This window comes from Peribacillus sp. YIM B13477, from assembly GCF_042787955.1.
Lineage (GTDB): Bacteria > Bacillota > Bacilli > Bacillales > DSM-1321 > Peribacillus > Peribacillus frigoritolerans.
Genome location: NZ_JBHZPD010000001.1, coordinates 817,736 through 843,777, shown reverse-complemented (window position 1 = coordinate 843,777; position 26,042 = coordinate 817,736). Strand labels below are relative to the sequence as shown.

General features: G+C 37.8%; 21 protein-coding genes and 4 pseudogenes. 3 read left to right on the top strand and 22 right to left on the bottom strand.

Annotated features, from left to right (window positions below; translation table 11 throughout):
- Positions 1-39 precede the first annotated feature (39 nt).
- The 6 genes and pseudogenes from ACFX4H_RS04215 to ACFX4H_RS04190 all read right to left on the bottom strand — a co-directional run bounded on the left by ACFX4H_RS04215 (position 40) and on the right by ACFX4H_RS04190 (position 6,244).
- Positions 40-1,137 carry an L-dopachrome tautomerase-related protein gene (locus tag ACFX4H_RS04215; protein ID WP_241636414.1) on the bottom strand — a complete coding sequence of 366 codons (1,098 nt, stop codon included), beginning with the start codon at positions 1,135-1,137 and terminating at the stop codon, positions 40-42.
- Between the two features lie 319 nt (positions 1,138-1,456).
- Positions 1,457-1,840, bottom strand: a complete 384-nt coding sequence (locus ACFX4H_RS04210; protein ID WP_191930860.1) for a VOC family protein — start codon at positions 1,838-1,840, stop codon at positions 1,457-1,459.
- Positions 1,841-2,136: 296 nt separating this feature from the next.
- Positions 2,137-2,340 carry a MerR family transcriptional regulator gene (locus tag ACFX4H_RS04205; protein WP_283249037.1) on the bottom strand — a complete coding sequence of 68 codons (204 nt, stop codon included), beginning with the start codon at positions 2,338-2,340 and terminating at the stop codon, positions 2,137-2,139.
- 463 nt (positions 2,341-2,803) lie between these two features.
- The gene (locus tag ACFX4H_RS04200; protein ID WP_048685787.1) at positions 2,804-3,883 is read right to left on the bottom strand and encodes a Ger(x)C family spore germination protein; all 1,080 of its coding nucleotides are present in this window, start codon (positions 3,881-3,883) and stop codon (positions 2,804-2,806) included.
- Positions 3,880-4,917 (bottom strand): annotated as a pseudogene (locus tag ACFX4H_RS04195) (GerAB/ArcD/ProY family transporter). The gene ACFX4H_RS04200 and the pseudogene ACFX4H_RS04195 overlap by 4 nt, the downstream one beginning before the upstream one ends.
- A gap of 19 nt (positions 4,918-4,936) precedes the next feature.
- Complete coding sequence (locus ACFX4H_RS04190) at positions 4,937-6,244, bottom strand: spore germination protein (RefSeq protein WP_328138379.1); 1,308 nt, start codon at positions 6,242-6,244, stop codon at positions 4,937-4,939.
- A 786-nt stretch (positions 6,245-7,030) separates the two neighbouring features.
- Here ACFX4H_RS04190 and ACFX4H_RS04185 point away from each other — a divergent pair.
- On the top strand, positions 7,031-7,198 hold the full coding sequence (locus tag ACFX4H_RS04185; protein ID WP_328138269.1) for a hypothetical protein: 168 nt from the start codon (positions 7,031-7,033) through the stop codon (positions 7,196-7,198).
- Positions 7,199-7,677: 479 nt separating this feature from the next.
- Here ACFX4H_RS04185 and ACFX4H_RS04180 read toward each other — a convergent pair whose 3' ends face one another.
- The 3 genes from ACFX4H_RS04180 to ACFX4H_RS04170 are packed head-to-tail and all read right to left on the bottom strand — an operon-like array spanning position 7,678 to position 9,420.
- The gene (locus tag ACFX4H_RS04180) at positions 7,678-8,814 is read right to left on the bottom strand and encodes a zinc-dependent alcohol dehydrogenase (protein WP_328138268.1); all 1,137 of its coding nucleotides are present in this window, start codon (positions 8,812-8,814) and stop codon (positions 7,678-7,680) included.
- Positions 8,815-8,829: 15 nt separating this feature from the next.
- Positions 8,830-9,192 carry a spore coat protein gene (locus tag ACFX4H_RS04175; protein WP_048682441.1) on the bottom strand — a complete coding sequence of 121 codons (363 nt, stop codon included), beginning with the start codon at positions 9,190-9,192 and terminating at the stop codon, positions 8,830-8,832.
- A gap of 12 nt (positions 9,193-9,204) precedes the next feature.
- Positions 9,205-9,420 carry a hypothetical protein gene (locus tag ACFX4H_RS04170; protein ID WP_063575944.1) on the bottom strand — a complete coding sequence of 72 codons (216 nt, stop codon included), beginning with the start codon at positions 9,418-9,420 and terminating at the stop codon, positions 9,205-9,207.
- A gap of 189 nt (positions 9,421-9,609) precedes the next feature.
- Between ACFX4H_RS04170 and ACFX4H_RS04165 the strand changes: the two genes are divergently transcribed.
- On the top strand, positions 9,610-9,813 hold the full coding sequence (locus ACFX4H_RS04165) for a hypothetical protein (protein WP_095396603.1): 204 nt from the start codon (positions 9,610-9,612) through the stop codon (positions 9,811-9,813).
- Positions 9,813-10,112 (top strand): spore coat protein, encoded by a 300-nt coding sequence (locus ACFX4H_RS04160; RefSeq protein ID WP_063575942.1) that lies wholly within the window; start codon positions 9,813-9,815, stop codon positions 10,110-10,112. Before ACFX4H_RS04165 ends, ACFX4H_RS04160 begins: the two co-directional genes overlap by 1 nt.
- 267 nt (positions 10,113-10,379) lie before the next feature.
- On the opposite strand, the gene ACFX4H_RS26805 is transcribed toward ACFX4H_RS04160, so the two are convergent.
- The 13 genes and pseudogenes from ACFX4H_RS26805 to ACFX4H_RS04100 all read right to left on the bottom strand — a co-directional run bounded on the left by ACFX4H_RS26805 (position 10,380) and on the right by ACFX4H_RS04100 (position 25,801).
- Positions 10,380-10,448: a DUF8096 family protein gene (locus ACFX4H_RS26805; protein ID WP_483878263.1), complete on the bottom strand. Its 69-nt coding sequence runs from the start codon at positions 10,446-10,448 to the stop codon at positions 10,380-10,382.
- A gap of 215 nt (positions 10,449-10,663) precedes the next feature.
- A pseudogene (locus ACFX4H_RS04155) lies at positions 10,664-10,819 on the bottom strand (RNA-binding S4 domain-containing protein); the annotation flags it as partial.
- Positions 10,820-11,265: 446 nt separating this feature from the next.
- A complete protein-coding gene (locus ACFX4H_RS04150) occupies positions 11,266-12,957 on the bottom strand; it encodes an L-lactate permease (RefSeq protein WP_063593831.1) in 1,692 nt (563 codons plus the stop codon).
- Positions 12,958-13,566: 609 nt separating this feature from the next.
- Positions 13,567-14,121: pseudogene (locus ACFX4H_RS04145) on the bottom strand (IclR family transcriptional regulator); the annotation flags it as partial.
- Positions 14,122-14,131: 10 nt separating this feature from the next.
- Complete coding sequence (locus tag ACFX4H_RS04140; RefSeq protein WP_095395220.1) at positions 14,132-14,911, bottom strand: fumarylacetoacetate hydrolase family protein; 780 nt, start codon at positions 14,909-14,911, stop codon at positions 14,132-14,134.
- 24 nt (positions 14,912-14,935) lie between these two features.
- Positions 14,936-15,151 (bottom strand): annotated as a pseudogene (locus ACFX4H_RS04135) (NAD-dependent malic enzyme); the annotation flags it as partial.
- A gap of 232 nt (positions 15,152-15,383) precedes the next feature.
- A complete protein-coding gene (locus tag ACFX4H_RS04130; RefSeq protein ID WP_095395219.1) occupies positions 15,384-17,564 on the bottom strand; it encodes a malate synthase G in 2,181 nt (726 codons plus the stop codon).
- A 288-nt stretch (positions 17,565-17,852) separates the two neighbouring features.
- Entirely contained in the window at positions 17,853-19,319 is a 1,467-nt protein-coding gene (locus ACFX4H_RS04125) for an FAD-linked oxidase C-terminal domain-containing protein (RefSeq protein ID WP_098186943.1), read from the bottom strand.
- Positions 19,320-20,678, bottom strand: coding sequence for a (Fe-S)-binding protein (locus ACFX4H_RS04120; RefSeq protein ID WP_048679958.1), 1,359 nt, complete (start codon positions 20,676-20,678; stop codon positions 19,320-19,322).
- A 2-nt stretch (positions 20,679-20,680) separates the two neighbouring features.
- Positions 20,681-22,009: an FAD-binding oxidoreductase gene (locus tag ACFX4H_RS04115; RefSeq protein ID WP_328138406.1), complete on the bottom strand. Its 1,329-nt coding sequence runs from the start codon at positions 22,007-22,009 to the stop codon at positions 20,681-20,683.
- 74 nt (positions 22,010-22,083) lie between these two features.
- A complete protein-coding gene (locus tag ACFX4H_RS04110) occupies positions 22,084-22,770 on the bottom strand; it encodes a FadR/GntR family transcriptional regulator (protein ID WP_377434078.1) in 687 nt (228 codons plus the stop codon).
- 959 nt (positions 22,771-23,729) lie between these two features.
- Positions 23,730-25,262, bottom strand: a complete 1,533-nt coding sequence (locus tag ACFX4H_RS04105; RefSeq protein WP_057277379.1) for a flotillin lipid rafts scaffold protein FloT — start codon at positions 25,260-25,262, stop codon at positions 23,730-23,732.
- Between the two features lie 20 nt (positions 25,263-25,282).
- Positions 25,283-25,801: an NfeD family protein gene (locus ACFX4H_RS04100; protein WP_377434075.1), complete on the bottom strand. Its 519-nt coding sequence runs from the start codon at positions 25,799-25,801 to the stop codon at positions 25,283-25,285.
- Between the last annotated feature and the right edge of the window lie 241 nt (positions 25,802-26,042).

Below are 26,042 nucleotides of genomic sequence, written 5' to 3'. Positions count from 1 at the left end.
AGCTCCCTGGTGGGGGATAGCTACCTTCGTTAACGATTACTATGAAAAGGTAGGAGCGGGGAATTCATCAATTCTCATACGAAGTAAACTATATGGTTTTTCCCGGAGGTCTCTTCCATAATGAAATCTCGCCTGCCGATGTAATTGATTCACAATGACATATAAGTATTGATCGGGGCCAATCGAAAAAGTATCCGGCCATAAAATTCTCGGGTCATGTGCGATGGTTTCCATTGCGCCATTCGGCAATATCTTCCGGATACTATTGTTTTCATAGTCTCCCGCATAAACGATTCCTTTTGCGCTGGTGATCATTCCATCAGACGCACCTTTTTCCCCCAAATACTGCACATATTGGGATAAATTCAGGTCCTGTATCCTTCTGTCTCTTAGGGCTTCTGTTGAGATCGAGAACAGCTGACGGCTGGTTAGCGGAGCATAAAATAAAACCTTTCCATCAGGAGAAATCGCTAAACTATCGGAAGCCAATCTAAATGGGAAAGTCGAGCCGTCCGGGTTTCGATTCATCAAAATTTCACCTTCTACTTTCGGTAAAAAATAGGGATCAGGTGAAGTTGATATTGCCCCATTTAACCGTCTAAACGCGTTCCCATTTTCTAAATCTACGACGATAATAGCCCCTGGCCCTCTGGAAGAAGAATCCGTTATATATGCATAGCCTGCTCTTCCAACCCGAAAATCCAAACGGACATCATTCAGATAAGTTGTTGGCAAGACAACCTCATCTGTAAAGGTATATACTCTCCTTATTGTATTCGTGCTTAAATCAACAGCAACTAATTTTGCTCCCCCTTGAATAGGTTCAGAAAAATTTGGTGCCCCTGTATCTAGTACCCAAAGTGTTCCTCTTCCATCAGCAACGATACTTTGGACACTGACGAAAGACATCGTAATATTCCCAGTATTAACTAAATTGGTTTCTACACTGGGATAAGGCTGCAATTCACCCTCAACAATTTCCGCCACAGTAAATTGAACGTCGTCTCCCCATTTCGGAAAGCATACAAAAATACGACCGGTTTCGGAAACGCTGACACCTGTAGGCATAGCCCCATAAAAAGCATGCACCAATTCAAACTGCCCAAAATATTTTTCCATAGGTAACATAGGTTGCATATTATCCTCCTCATCAAATCCGAACGGATATCACCTATATATGATGAAAATTTTTTGTAGTGCCTGGTTCTTGATAAATTTTTTTCTATCGTGATGGATGCTGTGGGTTTATTAGTCCAGGAGAAACATGGGAGTTTCGATTAAGTGATTCAAGCTTCCACTGGCTCTTCAAAGACGGGGATGAGAGCGTCTGAATTTACGTTTGCAGTCAAATTTGGAACCAACATAAAAACTATTTTGATTTGCTCCCGTCCAGCAGCCTGGTTAGAAAATAAATCTGTCTCCTGCCATAAGTTGAGCCGGCTACTCCCTAAGAACATTAACCATTACAAATCATAAGTACATTACCATCTGGGTCTTGAAAGTTAAAATAAGCAAAATTTCCAATACGCTCTATTTCTTTAACAATGGCTATGTTATTACTCTTGATAAATTGGTAAGCTTCGTCTATATCTTTTGCGTAGAAATTAAATAAGACATTATTGGATGGCTTAAATATGAAATTAGGATCAAACGTATGGTCATCTAAAGTTAATCCAGTTTCACTTGTTACAGGAATATTGTAAACAGGTGATTCTACAGAGTCATTATTTCGCGAGATGCCAAGGAGATTGCAATACCATTCAACTGATTTCTTTAAATCTTTAACATGGATAAAAACATTGTTTATTTTACTATTGATAGGAGAACTGGCTATTTTCATTGTTTTCCACCTTTCATTGAACCTTACCTAAAGAAATTCAACAAGTTTCAAAAAATCCCTTTAGAAGTTCATCATAATTGGAAAACACTGTGCTTGTAGAACTATCCTGCCCCGTTAGTTCATTAAGGGGTACCACCAGCAAAACGCGAAGGAGATTTGTGTAAAAAATAACCGGTTCTCACCACGGTAAGGGTGTAACCGGTACTTATTTCTATTAATGGTTGTTCATCGGACGTAATGATTCTAAGGTAGTAACCCTTTTTTGATCAAATCGATACTCAAAAAGTTATATTTTGTTAACTTTGTTTCGCTATTTTCTTTCTAATCTCAGCAATCGATAAACCAGATTTCTTTAAGCTTTTAATAGTCTCAACTCTTTCCACTGCTGCTTCTCGAGGGTAACGACGTGTTAAGTTTTCATCTAATTGTTCAAATGGAATTAAATTAGATTCGGTATAATATTTTAATGTACCGTATCTCAAATCAGTTATTCGAGCCAGTTCACCGATAGATATATACTCAGATTTAATGAATAATTATAAAACTAGAAAAACAGGAGAAGAAAAACGAATCGTTTTTCTTCTCCTGTTTTATTTTAGGGACTTATTAGACAGCCCCTTTTCTCAATATTAGTATTCTCATTCATAGAAGCACAATTATAGAAAGCTCGGGTAGAATACTTGCAACCAAGGTTAAACTAATAAAACTGTAAAATGAGTAGGTGTTAAAAAGTCTGGATGTCCTTTCTTGATTTCATGTGTTTATTGGGAAGTTTCCCAAATCACCTAATAATTAACAAGTACTAAAGTATTCACTATTTCTTAAAAGAGTAATATAAACTATCTGAAGTAGAGCATGAACTGTAGTATTTCCACTTCAAAAAGTGCACAATGATGCATGGGGCTCTTGATAATGATCATTTTAAAATTAAAGCCTATCCATTTTTTATATGATATCCAATATCTATTTGTCAATTATAGTCTTTATTTTTCCCTCGTTTTGTATTGTAGTATGAATGGTAAGCTTCATTTCTAGATTGGGATAATATTTCTTTCGCCAGTCCTTCAATTCCTCATAAGGAATTTTATTTCTGTAGTATTGTCCCAACCCGAAGACATCTGTTTCTTGCTTTTGAAATCGTTTCAGCATTCCATCAAAACGATTTGCCAATACCTTTTCCAGCTCTTTTTTAATTATTGCATTGGAAACTTTTCCTCTTCTCTCTTGAATAACTACATTTAAACGAATCGTTGAGAACATATATGGAATATGATTTCTTAGTTCCCCTTTATGAAAACCTGTATTTCCAACAATCATGATGGTTGCATGTTCCATTACTTCTACCCTTCCCTTCATACTGTTCCCATGAAAGGCATTAAAAAGGAGGGTTTCTTTAGGATCCATTTTAGAAACGATTTTTCCTTTTTTCATCACTGCAGAACCTGTATATGTAACTGGGGTGTTTTCCCCTGATTTGACCATAGGAATTGCTACATTTTGAGTGTAGGAATTAAGAGCTCGATAAACATGCCATAGACGTGTTAAAGATATTTGTGGAGTCCAACCTGCATATTTCTCAAAAAAGTCATAAAGATTTATCCCTTTTTCTAGATTTTTTTTGAGTGTTAAGAAAAAAGCATCTATATTATCATCACATATTGCGATTAATGTTTTTGAAGATATTTCACGAATTCGCATAAACGTGTTAATCGGTTCTTCCATCCCTCCTTCTTCCACTAATTTTCGATCAAATATGATTATCCTTATGTGCAATAAGTCTACACCGCTTTCCATATTAGTTCTAATGTCCTCTACAGCCTTTAAAATGGTTGATCCTGTTCCTTTGACAATTGTCTGTTTCTGAACACCCTCTGAAGTAACAGGAATTTGAAGTAAGACTTTGAATTTTTCTCCCTCTTTAGTAATTCCCATTGCAATCGGAAAGGCTCGATGATTAATGTCTTTAATATCCCAGCAACCACTTAATGGCATTAATATACACAGACTAAGTACTAGTTTAGAACAAATTATAATACTTCTCATGATAGTCTTTTTCTCCTTACACCGATGAGGAATATAATTAAAGGGAGTACGATTAAAATATAAAATCGGAAAGCAGTATTCCACCATAGCAACTTCTCAGTCTCTTTCCAACTAGGAATACATAAGCAAATGATAAAAATGCTAACAGATAAGGCTACAATATGATATTTTTGCTTTAATCCCGGGAAATATTGATTCATTATTATAGAGGACTGCCATAAAAGTAAGGAAGTAAGCAACATGATAAAGGTAACTAGGCTTAACGCAAAAAACAAGGTAGCCCTGTCAAATATAAGCCATTGAAGCTGTACTTTATCCAATGTGGTTATAAAGGGAAAAAGCAGCGTACTAGCCGTTTCATTTCCAAAGGTTAAAAGAGGTAAATAAACGGATAAGAAAAAAAATGGGATAAGCAAAAAGACTGCAAACATGATTTTTTTAGAGTTATACGATATTTTTTTAGGAAGAAAACCTAAAAATGAAAAAACAATGGCGAAAGAAAAAAAACTTGTATAATAGGGAGGTTATCGAAAAAAAGAAAAGTCGGTATCCATAATCGGAAAGGCATTATGCCAATCAATGTCTTGAAAGCAAATCGAAAGCATAAGTAAGATTAACGGGAAAAAGATACAGAATATTAATAAGGCTGTACGTAAGATGGTTTCTATTCCTTTTACGGCGATATAAGTTGAAATAAGAATCATTAATGTAATAATTGCCCAAGTAGGAGTATTCGCTAAAAAGATAATGTTGGTCACTTCTGCATAGGCGCTAACAAGTTCAATAGTAGTTATGACTAAGTAAAGAAGAACAGGAAAAAGTAATGTGAAAGAAAAAGCTTTACCTAAGATCTTTAAAATACTAATAATATTCTGTTCGGGAAAATAAGAAAGCCCCTTTAGGTAAAGCGATAAAAATAGAATAAATATGACACATTGAATTAAAATCGGTTCCCAGTGACCTTTATGTGTGCTGGCAATAATTCTTTCCGGATAAATGAAAAAAATAAGACCAAAATGAGACATTAACCCCATGCATATAACCTGAAGGCTTTTATCCAATTTCCCCTCTCCTCTTAGCTAAACTGGTGTATGGAATTCCAAAGATCTCTCGACTTGCAAAGTAAGCGCTTATGAATACCAGACCGGATAATATGCCCAAAACGCCATAGATTGAAGCAAAAATAACAACTACATATTTAAGTAAACGCAGGATTAAGGCATTTTGAAACCCTACAACGCTTGAATTCGCAATTGAGGTTGCTGCTACAATGATAATTAAAAGGTTGCTAACCAGCTTTGCGTCTACTACTGCTTGTCCAATGACAATTCCCCCTACCATTGTTACCGTTGGACCGATACTGAGCGGAAGCCTTATACTCGCTTCAATAATTAACTCTAAAATAAGGAGCATAATTGTAATTTCAACAAAAGGGGGATAGGGTATTCCCTCCCTGCTCTGAGCAATCGATAGAGCCAGTTCAATTTTTAATATCTCAGGATTTACAGCAACAAGGGCCACATAGATAGCTGGGAATATAAGGGTAATCAGAGCACCAAGAACACGTAAAAATCGGATGGCGCCCATAATTGGGTAAGCATAGTTACGGTCATTCGCCTGGACAAACATATCCCATAATAAATGTGGCAAGATAAGCGCAAAGGGATAACCGTCAACGAAAAGAATGACCTTTCCTTTGTTTAAACCATCTACTGCTTCCAATGGCATTTCTGTGTTATTAAACTGAGGGATAACATCCCATTTCCGCATACCCATAAAACGATAAAGATGCTGAAGATAGAGAATATTTGTGTGTTGATTCATTTCAATATGTGAAATGATCTTTTTGATCATACTTTTATCTGCTCGGTCATTCAAATAAACTATTGATAAACTCTTTTTTTGATCACTTCCTACCGTATAGGTTTTAACTGAGAGCTGAGCAGTGGAAACTTTTTTTCTCACTATTCCTATATTTGTTGACATATCTTCAATAAAAGAATCTAAAGGACCTTGTAATACGTTTTCATTAGCAGGCGGTTCAATTGATCGAGTCAATTCTTTAGGAAGTGGTTCAAATTGCAACATTATATTTTTTTCTTTTGAATAAACAATGAGTTTACCCTGAAGAATAGACTCTATTGCTTCTTCACTATTTATTTCAACACCTTTTCTGTTGAAAAGAGTTCTTTTTACTTTTACTGAATGAATCGCTTCACTGGTATCCATATCTTTTTTTAATATTTCTTTTGTTTTTATAAGGTTAACTATTGAATGTAAACCAAGTAAAAGGACTGCTTCACCATCCAAAATAAACGGTTCTATGAAAAAGTCTTCTGCATCTTTAAAAGCCTCATTTATTTCTACTATTATTGAGTTCGTGATTTCTCATCTTCCCTTTCAAATTTCATTATTTCTTATTTCATTTTCCCCCGTTGCTTGTGAATTATACAAATACCAAACTAGGTAAAATATGACGTCTGAGATATGTTTTTTAAAGCCACAACCACATATTCGCATGTGCACATTGCATTAGAAATAGCTCATTCCGAAAAGGTGTGGTAGTAATGATAATGAAACCACATGAACTCACGAGGATAATCAAAAAAGCAATTCTGTCAATTTCCCAGGTAGTCTATTTCAATGGAAGGAACTTTAAGCGTTGAAACGAATTACTAATACCATTTATCCTAAAATTAAAGAAAATTCTCACTGGTATTTTTTGATAAATCGGAAATGACTAGTTCTATTATGTCAGACATTTTAAACTTCTGTTGGTCTGCGAACCTAAAAGGTTATGTCTAATGTTGATCAATCTAATTAATGTATGTCTACTTAGCTTCTCCTTTTTTTAGAATTATCACTTTTTGTATTCCAATGCCCAGCATGAGTTTGTGCTTATCATCATCTTTATATTTTTTCAATGATGTAAAACCAATCTTCAGCAAAGCGTAAATTGGCTAAAACTTCCTATGAATCTCGAACATTTTATTAAGCGTTTATGTTCTCTTGAATGATTCTTGAGATAGTTTTAAAATCATACTTATGGTTGACGACATCTACAACAAAATCCTGTTCTTCTTCCCATTATCCATTGATAATGATTGATCTTCGAAACATAGTGACAGAAAAACATGTGAAAGATTTATGCACCAAGAAGAAAACAAGTTAATCAAAGGGATGAAACCAAAGGCAAAAGAAAAGAAGCCTTTTGATGCTTCTCTTGTTTTGAAAGATGATGAATCGATTGGATTGGAATTTGCAAAAAAACATTTGCTAAATCAAAAGAACAAACTAAAATCCCTATCCAATTGATAGGATTATACTATGAAAGAGCATATAACGAATGATTCGCTGAGTGAATCCACTTACTGCTATAACCTTTTCTGATTTTGTTCTCCAAAGAAAAGAAAGAGTATATGCAATAAATTCAAACGAAAAAAGTAAAAAATAACAAAAACCCTATAACTGATTTGCCCCTTATAGTTTTTGCAGGTCGTGGGTTTTACTTAATGAAAAAACGTCTTTCAAAAAAAGATAGCATAGAGCACCAAAAAAAACGATTTTCCCTTAACGTGGGCAAAATCGTCTTTTCTGTTGCTTAATTTGAATAAGGTAAATGTAGCTCTCAAGACAGGGGTGTTCACTTTTCTTAAATCTTCTTCTATGCGTATTTCATCCAGAAGTAAAAAATCACACTAAAAAGTTAAAAAAGGGTTTGATATCTTTCCTTCTTACTCATAGTCCATATCCATAGTTGTAAAATCTATTTTTCCAAATGAAAACAACCATCTTTATGGCTTAAGGACCACTTTAATACATCCATCTGTCCTTGTATCAAATACTTCATACCCATGCTTTGCTTGGTCAATTGGAAGTACATGGGTTACTACATCGCCAGGATCTACTTTTCCTTCTGATATTAGTTTATAAAGGTAGGGCATATAAGGAATAACAGGAGCTTGTCCGGTTTTAATATCCACGTTTCTTTGGAAAATATCTCCTAGGGGGAATCCATTATAACGGCCGCCATAAACGCCTGTTATCTGTATGGTTCCCGCCTTACGCACTGCTTGGGACGCAATTACAATCCCTCCCATGGCTCCCCCGTGTAATTTAAGACCCGATGCAAGATATTCCATCGGTGTCATTTTGCCACTCATCCCGGAACAGTCAATAACGATATCTGCACCACCTTTAGTGATTTCTTTAAGGTATTCGCCAGTGTTTTCATATTGTGCAAAATTTACGATTTCGACTTTATTCGTCCTTTTTGCATGCTCTAAACGATAATCGAGATGGTCGACAGCAATCACCCTTTTCGCCCCTTTAAACCAAGCGAATTTTTGAGTAAGCAGACCTACGGGACCACAGCCTAAAACGATAACCGTATCGCCAGATTTGACACCTGCGTGATCTACACTCCAGAATGCTGTGGATGCTGCATCAGCGAGCAACACCAATTTTTCATCTTCTACCTCGCAGTCTTCAGGGATTTTGAAAGGGGTAAAGTTTCCATAAGGAACACGCATATATTCAGCTTGCCCGCCCGCGTACCCACCAGTTGTTTCAGAGTATCCAAAAAAACCACCCATTTCCCCATGAGGATTTGAATTATCGCACTGACTTGTAAGGTCGTGGTCGCAATACCAGCAGCTCCCGCAGCTAACGTTAAAGGGGATAATGACCCGGTCTCCCTTCTTTACCTTAGTTACCCCTGGTCCAACTTCCTCAACAACCCCCATCGGCTCATGACCAATCACATAATCTGTAGGCATATTGGGAATTAATTGATGAATTAAGTGCAAATCGGAGCCGCAAATCGCTGAAGTAGTGACTTTTACAATAATATCATCCGAATTTTTGATGTTAGGGTCTTTAACTTCTTTAACCTGTACATTTTTATTGCCCTGGTAAGTTACGGCTTTCATGATGCTTTTCCTCCTTTATTTATTCGGCGTTGCGAACATGCCGAGTCTGTCAGTATCATTCGGGAAAAGATTCATTCCAGCGATACTAACCGCCATATCGGCTGATTTCAAATCTAATTCCACCTGTTTACCTACATCGTTCGGATAAAGCCAGCCCTTCCTGATCATTAAATCGGATAACTCACCATGTAAGTCAATGGATTGCTCCATTTGCTGGTACAATGCTTTTCTCAATGCGGGATTCGCTGTTTCAGATAATGCAATACCATACGTATGAATCCCACTTTTGATAGAGAGTAAAAAATCTAGCGCGAAAGAGGAATCAGCCATTTCCGGCATATGTTCAGCGCCTTGAGGATCTAAAAAATCCATCTCCATTTAAATTTCACCTCATTTTTCATAGTTTGTTCGGGCTCCTGTATAAAAACCCTTTAGCTCGTTTATAGCAGCTATGGATTGTTGTACGTCTTTTTCCATTAATGCTTTTAAGTCATTGTCAAAGCAAATACCTTGCATTAATTTTGATCTCATTAACCCTATTGTTTTAAGATTTAAAATTTCATGCGTTTCCATGGTTTCATGAAATGCCAAGCTTTCATTTTCCATACGCTCACCTCCCTAATCCATATATAACAAAAATACCTTTCCCGGTTCATCTGTTTGTTATACGGAATATTGACCGATAGGTAGTTTATTTCCCAAAATACACGTTATATTTGCAAATGATGATGTATAAAAACTTTTGTATTACGAAAGATATTGAAGTGAATTCTCAAAGAAATGGAGTGAAAAATCATGATTAAAAATTTAGGACTGCATGAGACTTTAGAGGCGCACGAAATTTTAACTTTCAAGAGTCTTTGTCTAACAAAGTCCTCTACAATGAGCAGTTTAGTACAGGATACAGAACTACAAAATATTTTATTAAAAGACATGAAGACTGGGACACAAGATATTCAAACACTGCAGGAAATTCTGACGAATCGAGGGGAACAATAATGACAAATTTTTTGCAAAATATGGCAGGTATGGGTGGCATGACTGATCAGGTGATTGCAACGGACTTCTTAATATCCGCAAAATCTGGAATTAGAAATCTTGCTTTTGCCATTACAGAAACAAAAACACCTGAATTGAAAGCAGCCTTAAGAGAACAGCTTCGTGTCGCTGTAGAAAGACATGGAGAGATAAGTAACTATATGATTTCGAAAGGTTACTATCATCCACATGATTTAAGTGAACAATTACAAGTTGATATAAATACAGCAAATACAGCCCTAAACCTTCCTCAACAATAAATACTACTCATGGATGTGAGAACAGACAGATCACATAGGGGTTCGGGCGAAGGGAAAAAAGCAATGAATTTCTCAACCTTGAGATACATTGCTTTTTTTAGGGGTATATCATAGGAAGTGGTTAGCCCAGTTAATAATGGTAATGTAGATGATCCAATCTTAGATGCTGTGGTTTTAACGAATTATACTTCTTTCATACTAGCGTTAAATCGATTTCTTCATGCCACACTCTCTGCATTTACGAATATATTTAACCGAACTTTTAAACTAAGTTTTACCGCAATTGTCATAGCGACCACTTACGATGTCAGGATAATCTTCGTAGTCATAATTAATTATGGTGTCATATTCCTTTTTTCCGCTGGAATTTCTTCAGACAAAGTAAAATCACCTTCACTATTAATTTGATTATATATATTCTACGAAAGACGGAATGCGGAGCAAGCCTGCCTATGTATAATTTCTAAACATTGCATCGGTAAATTGATAATTGCTAACCTTGAGCCCTGCGATCGTTTACCAATCTTATATTCCCTTATGTTATAGCTTGTAATTGTGTAGGTGCCAAATCCAGGAATCTCTATTTTATCAACTGATCTTAATTTTCTGCCTCTTCTCACGTCTAATTCGCCATTAATGTAAACCTCGCATTCACTTAAGAACCATTTCGCCATTCCACCGCTTTGGATCAAATCGACATGGACGATCGTTTACTTTAACAAATAATACCTTTGACATTTCTGTTTCTCTCCTTATTTATTGATAGTAATACAGATTGTGAAGAATTGTACTTAAGCTAACGGATGCGTTAGCTTAAGATCGGAACTGTCTTTCAAGGCAGTTTTTCCTTTATGCAACTAAAGTTGATGGCGCACTTATAGAATTAAATCCAAGAAGGATATAAAGTCCTACCTCTTGTTGAACACATATGATTAATAAAACGTCCTGACCAAGTGACTTCATTCTTCTCTTGTAACTGAGTGAATAAGTGCACTTTTTCATCATGCGTAGCTATCTTTCTTTCCAATGAAAAAACACCATTTAAAAGTCGTTTGACAAACTTGCGACTTTTAAATGGTGTTTTTCTTATTTTTATCAACTCATATTGACCTCATATTGACTCTAAATAAAGATATTTGCTTTGCAATCTTACTTAAGGAATCATCCAGGATAACACCCCATTTTGCAAATATGTCATGATTCCAACAATAATCACCAGTATAATACTATGCTTTATAGTGAATCGAAACAAATCAGATTCTTTCCCTGCTAGGCCTACTGCGGCGCAAGCTACTGCAATTGATTGTGGCGAAATCATCTTTCCGGTAACTCCGCCTGAAGAGTTCGCTGCCACTGCGAGCACCGGATCCATGCCTATTGAAGTAGCTGTAACTTTTTGCATGTTACCGAATAGTAAGTTGGCTGAAGTATCAGAACCAGTAATGAACACTCCTAGCCAGCCTAGTATAGGAGAGAAGAAAGGGAATAAAAATCCTGTTTTCGCCAATACCATCCCCATAGATGTGCTCATTCCTGAAGAGTTTGTTACATAAGCGTATCCTACAACAGAAGCGATTGTGATAATGGGAAATTTAAGTTCGTTTAGTGTTTCACCGAATGTTACTATCCAACCCTTCCAAGAAATTTTTACAATATATTTCGTAATGATTGCTGCAATCAGAACCGCTGTACCAGCAGCACCTAGCAATTCCAGCTTGTAGAAGGCAGGTATCGTTTCTCCCGCAGCGTTTATAATCTTATTATTTAATAAAGGAACGTTGGGTATAAACGAAAATGCATGCCCTATAGAATTAATCGTTGATAAAACAACATTTGTTCCTTCATAGTGTCCTGTTAGTGCCTGCTTTATGGTTGGAATTCCCCAAAGGGAGATTACTCCCGTTAAAACCAGGAATGGTGACCACGCTTTAAAAATTTGTCCGCCGGTATAAGTTGGCTTGTGTCCAGAAGGTTCATTTACAGCAAGTGTTGCAGCCATTTCTTGTTCGGCTGAAAAACGGAAGATGGTTTTCGGTTTCCAAAATTTAAGGAAAACTGCTAAAGCAAGTAATGAAACAAGAGCCGATAAAATATCCGGAAGTTCTGGTCCAAGGAAGTTAGAGCTTAAGAATTGTGTTACAGCAAAAGTAATGCCAGTTACTAAAATTGCAGGCATGACTTCGAAGGCTTTTTTAAAGCCTGCCATAATCACGATTAAATAAAATGGTATGACTACAGATAAAAACGGTAATTGGCGACCAACCATTTTTGAAATCTCCATCGCAGAAATTCCGGTAGGCCCCTCAAGCGCAATAATTGGTGCTCCTATTGCACCAAATGCAACCGGTGCTGTATTGGCAATTAAACACAAGCCAGCTGCATATAAAGGATTGAATCCAAGACCAACAAGAAGTGCAGCAGAAATGGCAACAGGCGCACCGAAACCAGCGGCTCCTTCAAGAAATGCCCCAAATGAGAACGCTACCAATAGTGCCTGAAGACGACGGTCTTCCGTAAGTGAAACAACTGAATTACGAATAATATCAAATTGTCCTGTTTTTACGGTTAATTTATAAAGGAAAACTGAACTGATAATGATCCAACCAATAGGCAAAACCCCGTATACTGCCCCGTGTGTAGCAGACATAATCGCCATTTGTGTTGGCATTCCAAATGCAATAACCGCCAACATCAAAGCAATTAATAGCGTCGTTAGCCCTGCCAGATACCCTTTCATTCTCTTCACTGCCAATGCCCAGAAGAAATAAAGTATTGGAATTACTGCCACGATAGCGGATAAAGCGAGGCTATCTCCTACCACTGTAAAGTTTTGTGTATATGTCATATTGTACCCTCCAATTTATAGTCCCGAAAAGTAACCGCTTACATATTTTTATTAAAATATGCTACCATTTCTTCTGCTCTAATTTACAAGAAAGTGAAAAAAATTTGAATCTACTGAAAATATTCAATTTTTCGTGTTGTAAAGTCCGGATGTTTGTGATTTTATCTTTATTGCGTAATGATAAAATCATAATAGTGCTTGTCCGGTAAAGGGACTATAAAGTACTTTAAACCTTTAGTTACTAAAGGTTTATTGCGACTAAGGTGAGATATACAAAAAGAAATACGCTAGCAAATCTGCTGTCTTCTCTACATAATATTTCCCTTAACACTTTCTATCGGCATGATAACACTCTATAAGACAACAATTCCCCTTCCTGTTTGATATTAAGAAACAATGTTTCTGTAAGTTTGCGAAAAAACACTATTGTTTAGTAACTATATAAGTAGTTGTTATACAACAAACACTAATCCTATTTTAATTATACAAATTATTGGTAAAATTTTAAAACCAATATCAAAATTTGCCCGATTATTTTGAAAAAAAGATATATCGGGCAAATTTTCTTTGAAAAAAAGTCCTAAAAATATATTGGAAAGTAATTCCACTTTAAAATCCAAGCCTTGTTGAAATTTTCTTTCCAATTTGAATCATCTGTAACTGTAGTAGATCGATTCGCTGTTCAGTCATACGCATTGTTGGACCAGATCTGATGCCAGCAGCAATGACTTTCCCCGAATGATCGAAAATAGGAACGGCAATACAAGTAATTCCGTATTCATTTTCTTCTAGATCCAATGCATAGCCTTTAATTCTAACCTGAATGAGTTCTTGAAGGAAATCATCTTTATTCGTAATCGTTTTGTCAGTATGCATTGGCATTCCCTTTTGTTCAAGAATGTTAAGCACGACATTAGATGGCAAATAAGCAAGAATTGCTTTGCCGACTGAAGTACAATGCATGGGTTCTCGTTTTCCAACTTTAGAGTGCATTCGCAGAGTTTCGTTTCCTTCTAGCTTTTCAATATACACCACTTCAACTTGGTCATAAACAACTAGATGGATAACCTTATTTGTGGTATTCTCCAGTCCTTGCAAGTATTGCCTTGCTTCCGATCTCAAATCAATTGATTCCAGCAATTTGTAACTAACCTCTAAAAATTTTTAACCGTACCTAATACGCTCTTGCACCTTCTTTAGCCGTAACAAATGTATTTCGAAGATTTCCAATTTCCTTTATTTCACATTCTATAACGTCGCCTGCGCCGACCAACTCTGCTCCAACAGGACTACCTGTTAAAATTACATCTCCCGGTTTAAGTGTCATAACTTTTGTCAGATAGGAAACCATTCTGCGAATTGGAATAATCATCAGTTCAGTTGCACTGTTTTGTTTTTCAACATCGTTCAGTTTTGCTTTGACCTTTACATTAAAAGGATCAAGTACGGTTTCAATAACAGGCCCTAATGGAGTGAACGTGTCAAATGATTTACCAATTGTCCAGTGGCCATCCTGGTGGAAAAACTGAGGTGCTGTTACGTCATTTCCAACTGTGTATCCAAAAACATAATCCAATACGTCGGATTCAGGCACATTTTTTGCCTCTTTCCCAATGACAATCGCTAATTCGGATTCAAACTTTACTTCCTTGATACCCTCTGGAATGATAATTTCATCTTCAGGTCCAATCACTGATGAAGTTGGCTTAAAGAAGAATACTGGAATTTCCGGGAGCTGTTCCGGAAGATCCTCCACATTTGAAACGAAGTTTGCACCGATTCCAATGATTTGATTTGGTTCTAGGGGTGCAATAGACTTAACTTCACCCTGAGAAAATGTTTGGCCTGTATACTCCCAAGCACCAAAAATATCGCCTTTAATTACTCTTATTATACCTTTTTCTTTAACACCTGTATGAATGGAAGAATTAGCTATAAACCTAGTAAACTTCATTGTTTTATTGCTCCTCTCAGACTTCTATTTCGGTTTTTTTCTCGCAACACCAGACTGTATTGCTGCCTCTGCTACAGCATTGGCGACAGATTCTACTACTCGGTTGTCGAAAGCATTTGGTATTACAAAATCATGTGTCAGTTCTTGCGGCTGAATTAAGTTTGCAATTGCATAAACCGCTTCCACTTTCATTTACTCATTAATTTCAGAAGCGAACACCTGAAGTGCCCCTTTAAAAACCCTAGAAATTTCTACAGCTACTTTACATTTACATTTATTTTCCCTTTAGTACTCATATGAAGGTCTAGTGCTTTTCCCCGAAGGTCTTTCATAGGTTCAACTCCCCCAATCTGTTATCACTATTTAATAATGAAAGTTAGTTGTTGAAACTGCAGTACTTCAATTAAATTAGCAATATACTCTTTACATTGTAAATCGTGACGTTGTAAAAAATAGAATGTCCCCTAGTTGTTTATTGTTTTATAGCAAACTTTGCTTTTGCTTCAATGCGGCGACGATGCAATATTGGCTCAGTGTAGCCACTTGGCTGATTATAACCTTCAAAAATCAGGTCACATGCAGCTTGAAATGCCACCGAATCGTCAAAATTCGCAGACATTGAGCGATATGCAGCGTCTCCAGCATTTTGTTCGTCTACTACTTTAGCCATACGCTGAAGCGTCTCTAGCACTTGTTCCTTTGTTATGATACCGTGGTGTAGCCAGTTCGCCATGTGTTGGCTGGATATACGTAAGGTCGCACGATCTTCCATTAGTCCCACGTCGTTGATATCAGGTACTTTCGAGCAACCAACTCCCTGGTCCACCCAGCGAACAACATAACCTAGCATAGTTTGAGCATTGTTATCAATCTCTTCCTGTATTTCCTCCGGGCTCCAATTAGAATGTTTCGCAACTGGGAATTGTAAAATTTCATCCCTCAAGTCTCTAGATTCACTGATCTTTTCATTTTGGACCTTCGTTACATCAACTTGATGGTAGTGCAGTGCATGCAATGTAGCTGCAGTAGGTGATGGAACCCACGCCGTAGTTGCACCTGTTTTTACATGTCCAATCTTTTGTTTTAACATTTCATCCATCAAGTCCGGCATAGCCCACATACCCTTTCCAATCTGGGCACGCCCCTGGAAGCCGCTTACAAGGCCTGTATTAACATTCGATTTTTCATAGGCTTGCAACCAAGTGGATGATTTCATTTCACTTTTTCGAATCATTGCTCCCGCTTCCATAGAGGTATGGATTTCATCACCAGTACGGTCTAAAAATCCGGTATTTATGAATACTACCCGTTCCTTAACTTCGCTTATGCAAGCTTTTAAGTTTAAAGATGTGCGGCGCTCCTCATCCATAACACCAATTTTTAGAGTATTCCGTTTTAGACCGAGCAATTCCTCTACTTGATCAAATAGATGGTTGGCAAAAGCGACCTCTTTTGATCCATGCATTTTAGGTTTAACGATGTAAATGGATCCTTCGGATGTGTTTTGGTATGGGCCGTTTCCTAAAAGAGTATGTTTTCCAAGAAGACTAGTGATGATTGCATCTAAAATTCCCTCTTGGATTTCCTCCCCATTTTGATCTAAGATTGCATTATTCGTCATTAAATGACCTACATTACGAACAAACAAAAGTGAACGACCTGACAAAGACAATTCTTCTCCCGTCGGGGTCAAATAAATGCGATTAGGATTAAGAGTTCTTGTCGTTGATTTATTGCCTTTTATGAAGGTAGCAGATAAATCTCCTTTCATTAATCCTAACCAGTTACGGTAAACTAGAACTTTATCCTCGGCATCTACCGCAGTTACTGAATCTTCACAGTCCATAATCGTCGTTACTGCTGCTTCTAATAGAATATCTTTAACGCCAGCCTCGTCAGTTTTTCCGATTGGATGACTGAAATTGAATTGAATTTCAAAGTGCAGACCATTATTTTTCAAAAGTACAGCACTTGGATTTTGTGGTTGTCCTTGATAGCCAGTTAATTTCGATTCGTCCTCAAGTCCTGTCGTTTCTCCATTCCGGAGTGCAACATTCAGCTTTCCAGACTCAATTGTGTATTTTACAGCATCTTTATGAGAAGCTTCCCTTAATGGAGCTGCTTGGTCAAGAAACTCTCTTCCAAACTCAATAACCTTAGCACCACGAACTGGGTTGTAGCCACCTTCTCGATGTGCACCATCTTCTTCACTGATTGCATCTGTACCATAAAGTGCGTCATAAAGGCTTCCCCAGCGGGCGTTGGCGGCATTGATTGCATAACGAGCATTATTAACTGGAACAACCAGTTGCGGTCCAGCTTGGATAGCTACTTCGGCATCCACACCTTCAGTGGTGATCTTGAAGTCTTCAGCCTCTGGTTCAAGATATCCAATTTCTTTTAAAAATGATTTATACTCTTCAAAATCAAAATCATTATTATTTTTTCGATACCAAGCATTTATTTGATTTTGAATCTCTTCACGATGTGCCAATAATTCCTTATTTTTAGGAGTTAATTCATTTATCAAATTTTCTAAACCAGACCAAAACTGATCACGATCCACTTCACTACCTGGTAGAGCTTCTGAATTAATAAATTCAAATAATTCCGTTGCAACTTGAAGATTCCCTGATTTAATATATTTTGTCACTATGAGTTCCTCCTTGTAAATCAAGATTTTATTTTAGATAATTCTTCTCTGGAAAAAAGTAATTTGTTCACTCTAGGATGTAATTATCCTAATTGCTCTGTTTGTTATTACAAAACAATGTTTCTTTATCTGTGTATAAAAACGATGGCACGATACCTGATATGGATTCGAATATTTCATAATATTATAATAATTTATATTTATCTCTAAACTTTAGCAAAAGGACTTTGCCACGAAATGAATTGGCTTCATCCGTTTTATGGACTGCGCCTTACTAGACAAACATATTTAAGATATAGCAGCTGCTTCTTTTTCTTTTAAATCTCTTTTTATCTCAACACAGCGTCCCGGCATCGGGAATAATTTCCCTGCATTTAAAAGGTTATGAGGATTGAATACTTCTCGAATATCTGTTTGTGCAATAATCTCTTCGTCAGAAAAGACGAAACGCATTTCCTCTATTTTTTCAATCCCCACTCCGTGTTCACCTGTAATCGTCCCCCCAACATCAGCACATGCTTTTAAGCAGGCACTACCAGCTGCCAAGGCCTTTTCGCTTTCCCCAGGGATTCTGGCATCGAAAAGAACAAGTGGATGTAAATTCCCATCACCCGCGTGGAAAATATTAGCGATTCGCAAACCATATTCTTCGCTGATTCGATTGATTTTGTTTAATACCTCGGGCAATTTGCTTCGTGGAATAACACCGTCCTGTACTAAATAGTCCGGTGAAATGGCTCCCATGGCACCAAATCCTGTTTTACGATTGGCCCACCATCTACCTCTTTCGAGTTCATCCTGTGCTACCTTCACTTCAAGTACATTTCTGTACTTACACACTTCCAAAATGTGATTAATTTGCTCTTCAATACCTACTGAGATTCCATCCACTTCAATGAGTAGGACAGCCTCAATATCACTTGGATGACCTACTGGAAAAGCAGCCGCCTCCACTCCTTCAATCGCTGTTTTATCCATCATTTCAAGGGCTGCCGGTACGATTCCTGCTGAAATTATATCAGATACGGCCTGACTTCCGTCCTCCACTTTATCAAAATAAGCAAGAACAGTTTGTTTCGCTTCCGGATTTTTCAATATACGAACAGTGATTTTCGTTACAATGCCTAATGTTCCTTCAGACCCTGTCAACAGACCGAGCAAATCATATCCAGGAGAATCAGGAATTCCATTTCCACCCATTTCTATAATTTCCCCGTTAGGAAGTACTACTTCCAGCCCTAGAATGTGATTCGTGGTTACTCCATACTTAAGACAGTGAGCCCCTCCAGCATTCTCTGCGACATTTCCTCCAATTGTACAACAATATTGGCTAGAAGGATCCGGAGCATAGTAATATCCTTTATCAGAGATAGAATTCGTGAGTTTAAGATTGATAAAACCAGGCTGCACAACAGCACGCCTATTTTCGAGATCAACGCTTAATAGCTTCTTCATCCTGACCAGACTGATAATAACTTCTTCATTTAAAGGTATAGCACCGCCGCTTAATCCAGTTCCAGCGCCACGGGCTAGGAACGGCAGTTTATTTTCGGAACAATATTTAACTAGTTTGGCTACTTCCTGAGTATCTTTTGGAAACACAACCGCTTTAGGTAAGTGTCTATGAAGCGTAAATCCATCGCTATCATAGGCAAGCAGATCCTCTTTGTGAAATAGAATTGAATTGGCGTCGCCAACAATAGCCTCTAAATTCTTTATATGTCGATCATTCGATTTTATTTTTTTCGGTGCCATTTACTGTCCCCCCTTTAGATCATCCTCTTTTTGATAAGCCCAATCCAGAAGCTGAATTGTATGGACGACTTTTTGATTTCTACCATATTTCTGTACCCCCATTGCCATCTGAAGCATACATCCTGGGTTACCCATTGAAATCATCTCAACATCGCCTGGCACATTTTGCATTTTGCTTTCTAGCACGGCACCGGCCATTTCCGGATTAGTGATGTTATATATACCTGCACTTCCACAGCAGCGATCAGCGTTTGGCATATGTACCATTTCAACTCCTGGAATACTAACAAGAAGGTCTCTCGGTTCCTGGCGAATTCCTTGACCATGTGCTAAATGGCATGCGTCATGATATGTGATACGAGTGTTCAATTCAGCTTTTGGTATTTCATAGCCTGTTTCATGAATATATTTAGAGATGTCCTCGACCTTAGCGGAAAATTTTTCAGCTTTATCATGCCATTCAGGCTCTTCCCGAAACAATTCAGCATATTCCTGAAGCATACAGCCACATCCTGCTGCGTTAACGATGACTTTATCAGCATCCTTAAACGCTTCGATATTCTGTTTCGCCAGCTTTCTTCCAGTTTCACGGTCACCGGCATGAACATGTAAGGCTCCGCAGCAAGTTTGGTTTTGCGGAATTGTCACATCATTTCCGTTTCGTGTTAAAACATTAATCGTGGACTGATTAATATCACTGAACATAACGTCCATCACGCAACCTGTCATAAACGCCACTTCTGCTTTAGTTTTTCCTAATGCTTTGATCACTTTTTCATTTTTGTATTTTTTGCGTACAGGCTCTTTAATTTCAGGCATAATTGCTTCCATCTCAATTAAATGCTGTGGCATAATATTCATTAACCCTATTTTGCGAACCACTTTCTGCAATCCGCTCTTCTGATAGAACTTTAATAAACTCCCCACTGTATTCAGTCTGTTTTGATGTGGGAACATTCCTTCAAGTACTAATCTACTTACTTTTCCTTTCACTCCTGTCAATGGAATCGCCTGTCGAATTTGTCCGCGAGCCTCTTCAATTAATCCTCCGACATCTACATTCGCTGGACAAGCAGTGGTACATGCACGACAGTCAAGACAAGCAAAAACAGGATCCATGAATTGCTCGTTCACCTCAAGCTTTCCTTCTGCTACTGATTTGATAAGATGAACACGCCCACGGGGAGAATGCTGTTCCTGGCCTGTTAGCTCATATGTTGGGCAGGATTCCAAACACATACCACAATGTACGCAATCTGCCCATTTGTTTTCATCAGGCTTATCACTCCATAGATAGTTGCTTAAGCTATTAGATGTACATGATGGATCTTGCTTTATATCAACTTCTCTCAGACTCACTATTAAATCCCTCCCACGAATCTTTTATTATTAAGTACTCTATTAGGATCGATTTTTGTTTTAATTCCTTCTAACAAGAAGAAATGTGATGGTTTTTCACCCCATACATCTATTTGCTGACGGAGCGTTAAAGGCAGATGCTTCGCAATCACATAACCACCCAATGCTTCGACGGATTTTCTGAGCTTTAATATTACCTGTGTTAATTCTTCATCTTCAGTTCCCTTTAGGTTAACCTGGCATATTCCATGACCTAGTCCACCATGTGCTTCTACTGTAAGAGTACTAGAGTGATGTAAAATGTGGCTTTCTTTAATGACCTTCAAAACATCTAGGTTAACAACGCCTATTTTCAATGCCGCTTCTATCTGATTTCCACTAGCAAGTGTTGCCCCATTTGGAGAAATCGAATAAAATTTTTCCCAAAAAGCTTGTGCCTGATTTTGTGAAAGCACTGTCATTTTTGCGTTAGTAGGTTGGATGTTCTTTACAAAATCCTCCTGGTAATGAACAGAGCTCTCCACATCTTCAAATGAAATTGCTAAGGTATAAACGTTTTGACCCGTTAACCTTTCCGATAAAGCAGGATTTAGCAGTTCCAAAGCGATTGGTTCCATCTCTGAATCCAACAACTTAACTGCTAGTGACCGAACTTCTTCGAGATTTCCATCGGGAAACACTAACAGTCCAAGGCTTTCGTACTTTGGTATTGGTCTAAGCTTCAAAGTCACTTCAGATAAAATACCAAGTGTACCCATCGATCCTATAAAAAGTTTGTTCATATCGTACCCAGCAACATTCTTTACTACATTTCCCCCAGCTCTTATGATACTGCCATCCGGGTAAACCAAGCGAAGTCCTATTACCACATCTCTGGAAGAACCATAACCCAATCTTTTGGGACCGCTTTCATTTGAAGCAATGATTCCGCCAATTGTCGCATCTTCAGGCCATACAGGGTCCAGCGAAACCTTCTGATTATGTTGTGCCAAATATTCTTGCAATTCTTTAAATGAAGTACCTGCTTTAACCGTTAATGTCATATCTCCTACAGTATGTTTGACAATTCCTTTATATTTCGATAATGAGAGTAAGATATCAGCTGTTTCAATCAATCCTCCAAAACCTCTCTTGGTTCCGCCTCCTACCACCGTTATTTTTTTCCCTTTATCGTTTGCATACTTTAAAATACTTGCTATTTCTCCCTCTGTTTTCGGGTAAACAGATACCTGACCACCATTCCCAAGTGGATGTCTTTGGTTTTTCCCATCAACTATTTGCACATCAGGTAAAAATGACTTTAAATCTGATAGAAGATCCGCTACGATCAAAACCCACGCCTCCTTTTTGTTTCGTAATAACTAACATCGTTTCTATATTGTTGCAAAAAAAAACATTTTAAACTTCATACCTTTTGTAAAATATTGTTTTGCAAAATTTCTTCAACATATTGTAAGTGGTTAATCATCGACTGATTAGCTTTTATAGGGTTCCCCATCTTTATTGATTCATAGATTTTATCATGTTGTTCATCCATCGTTTTTACGATGTTCTCATTCTCTTGAATATACCTGTGAAAATCAATCATTGCCTTCTTCATGGTGGTTGAAATGGTTTGCACTAATTGGATCAGGCTTTTGTTTCCTGTCGCATTAGCAATCGCCATATGAAATTGGTAGTCCCCTTCCCAGCCATTGATACAGAGGTTTGAAAGGATTTCTTCCATACGTACCAAATCTTGTACCGACCGATTGGAAGCAGCCATTTCCGCAATACCCGTCTCCAATATTTTCCTGACTTGAAATAAGTCTTTTATGTCTTCACAGCTGGGGATTAACATATGGTTGGTAAACAATTTTGCGGAATCAAATTCGCAAATGTATGTACCTTCCCCTTGTTTCACGTAAACAGTACCTTTTCCTTTAAGTGTTGTGATTGCATCTCGGACAGCGGAACGTCCAACACCGAATAAATCACATAATTCCCTAACGGAAGGTAGCTTTTCACCTGACTGGAATTTGCCAGACTCAATCATCTTCTCTATTTCTTCTTCGACTGTTTCCGATACTTTCTTGGTGAATATTTTCCCCACAATTACACACCCACCCTCTATCCTTTCAGACATCACATATCCGATAAGTTATATTCTTACATTTATTAAAACACCTTCCAATATATATTTCAACAAATAATTCAGAATTTAACAAATAATTAAAAAATATTCATTATAGATTATTGGAGACATTCACGATCGCCAGGCCGAGCTTTGCTGTTTCTTAATGCACTAAACGTTGTTTCACCAGCACACATAAGTGGTGCTGCTTCTACTACAGATAATTCATTCGCCTTTAGACGGAATCTGTATAGCTTTCATAATTTTCATCACATATTAGCTCCTACAGTTTAGTAATGGAATTTTTGAAAATAAGATAAAAAATAAAATAGTTAATTGTTTAATAGAATGTTAAGTTACCTTTATTAAGGTCTGTTTTTTAGATTAGTGATTTCAAAAACTGCCTGATCAGCTGCCAGGAGTGCACCTTCAAGATGTCCCCCATATTGGGAATATTATATTGCTGATAGTGTCATTTACGGTGATGAATCTTATTTTGTCGATAAAATGTATGATTTTGCATTCAACAAAGCATCCTACCTAGCAAAAACAAAACGAGATTTCTCTGCATATGTTGATTTAAATACGTTGACTAAGTGGGTTAAAGAAAAGACTTGTCTTTAAATACGTTACTAAGTTTAAGTATTAAGTACATCCACATATAAGTTTCAAACATTTAGTACTAGCGAAACTAAAAAAACAATTTAGGCCTTATTAAAAAGCAAAAAATAAACAACCAATCATCTTGGTTGTTTATTTTTATTTATTCTTCAAATCTTTTGTTCTATTTCAACTTTTTCATTTAATCAATTTTATTAGTCAATTGAGTATTACTGAATGAAAATGGATCCCTGTTGGTTTATTCTCTATAATAGGAAATATATCAGCGTTAGTTTTATGTGTTGAACAGTATGATTTACCATTTATTTTCTTAATTGTTACTCTTCCTTGCTTGCTGCCATATTCATGCTCGCTTCGACATTCTCCTGGCTGATGGTGGTGAATGGTAAATTTCGTTTTCCTGAGAAATTCTCAAGCAAGTCTTTGACATCAATTCCCGAAGATGCTTTTAATGACTCCTGCAAGGATGCCATTAAATCCGTTGCATATCCAGTCACTTTATTAGCCCCGCCATTCGCACCGCTTCCGCCTGTGTCCACTACAGTGATCTTGTCGATATTACTAAGCGGGCTTGCCACTTGTTTTGCATATTCCGGCAGCATTTTCAAAATCATGTCCATTACAGCGGCTTGCCCGAACTGTTCAAATGCTTCAGCTATTTTCTGCTTGGCCTCTGCTTCTGCTACCCCTTTTAACCTGATGATTTCCGCTTCTGTCGTACCTTGTGCCCTTTGGGCGTCCGCTTTAGCAAGACCGTCCATGCGAACGCGTTCCGCTTCCGCTTTTGCCATGGCTTCAATTTTATACTTATCGGCATCCGCTTCTGTAATCTGTTTCATCTTATTGGCGGAGGCTGCCTGCTCTACCGCATAACGGTCGGCATCGGCCTTTTTCTTCACTTCTGAATCATATTGTTTTTCACGGCGGAGGATTTCTTTTTCCTCCAGCTCAATTTGCTTCTGCCGTTCGATGATCCTGATTTGCATTTCTTGTTCGGTTACATCCTGCTTAGACCTGGCCGTTTCAAGATCGTACGCTTGGTCAGCCCGTGCCTTCGCAATATCCTGCTCACGACGGAATTCCGCTACCTTTAGCTTGTTGATTTTTTCGGCTTCGGCTATTTCGGTTGCCCTTTCAAGTTCGGCACGCTGCGCTTCCTTCGAAGCTTCGGCTCGCTTGATTCGGGTTTCTTTTTCTGCATCGGCGGTAGCTATATCGGCATCCCTCTTCACCTGTGCAATCCTTGGCTTTCCGAGCGACTCAAGATATCCATTTTTATCCCGAACATCTTTAATCGTGAACGATACGATAATGAGTCCCATTTTTGCTAAGTCCTGCGAGGCAACCCTCTGTACTTCCTGGGAAAACTTTTCACGGTTTTTATAAATTTCCTCGACGGTCATCGAACCAAGGATGGAACGAAGATGCCCTTCCAATACTTCCCGCGCTTCCTGTTCACGGTCATCTTTCGATTTACCAAGGAATTGCTCAGCGGCTGTGGCTATATCGGTGATTGAACCGCCAATCTTGATGATCGATACACCATCTGCCATGACCGGAACTCCCTGTTCTGTATATACTTCGGGAGTGGAGACCTCAAGCTTGCTCGACAATAAGCTTAGTGGTTCCGCTTGCTGGAAAACCGGGAGAACGAAAGCCCCACCGCCGCGGACGATTTTAATTTTATTTCCTGATTCGTCAATGTGAACATTTTTACTTCCTAAATAGCTTCCGGTCACGATCAATGCCTCATCAGGACCAGCCGTGCGATATTTCGTAACAAAGACAGCAATAAGTGCGATAAATAAAACTGCAACTATGGCAACAACTATCCAAATCAAATCAAACATACCTTACCTCCTACACTTTTTTAATCCTGGTGGGGCATAACATAGATAACCCCATTTTTAACTTCGATGATCAAGACCTTTGTATCCGAAACAATTCCTTCATTCTTATAGCTGGCCGCAGTTTTGGCGATGCTTCCACTGATGCTTTCTATCAGGACTTCCCCAAACCCGTCAACGGGGATTGATGTGAGAACCCTGCCGACCCTTCCTCTCAGGTCATTATCATGAAATGTCAAACTTTCTTCCGCTGATGAGATGGGAATCAAAACAAATACATTCAGTAAAGTGACGATGGTAAATGAAATGATGAGGGAAATGCCGGCACATAATCCAGCATTAAGCCCTGAAATCGATTCAAGTAAAAAACCACTCGCAAAAAACACGGTCAAAAAGCAAAAAATGAGCGTAGGATTAAATATATCCGGTAATTCAAGGCCGGAAAATATATCATTAAACAAGATAAATAAGAATGTTAACCCCCCGAATATAATTAATCCATATAAATAGACTGTTTCTAATGGAACTCCAAATAACTCCATCTCTTTCATCCTTTAAATTCGATTTTTCCAAGCCGCATACTACTTTAATGGCCTAGGATAAGCGTTTTACCATCATTAATAATCTTATGGTTATAATCCCCTCCATTTACTTTGCTTACCATTCATACGATTGATGCATTCAAAAAGTTTCATTTATTTTCCAAGTTTTGAATTTCACCCTTGGAAAACCCTGTATTCTCTAGGACCATTATTTAAATAAAATGCATAATACCATTGACAG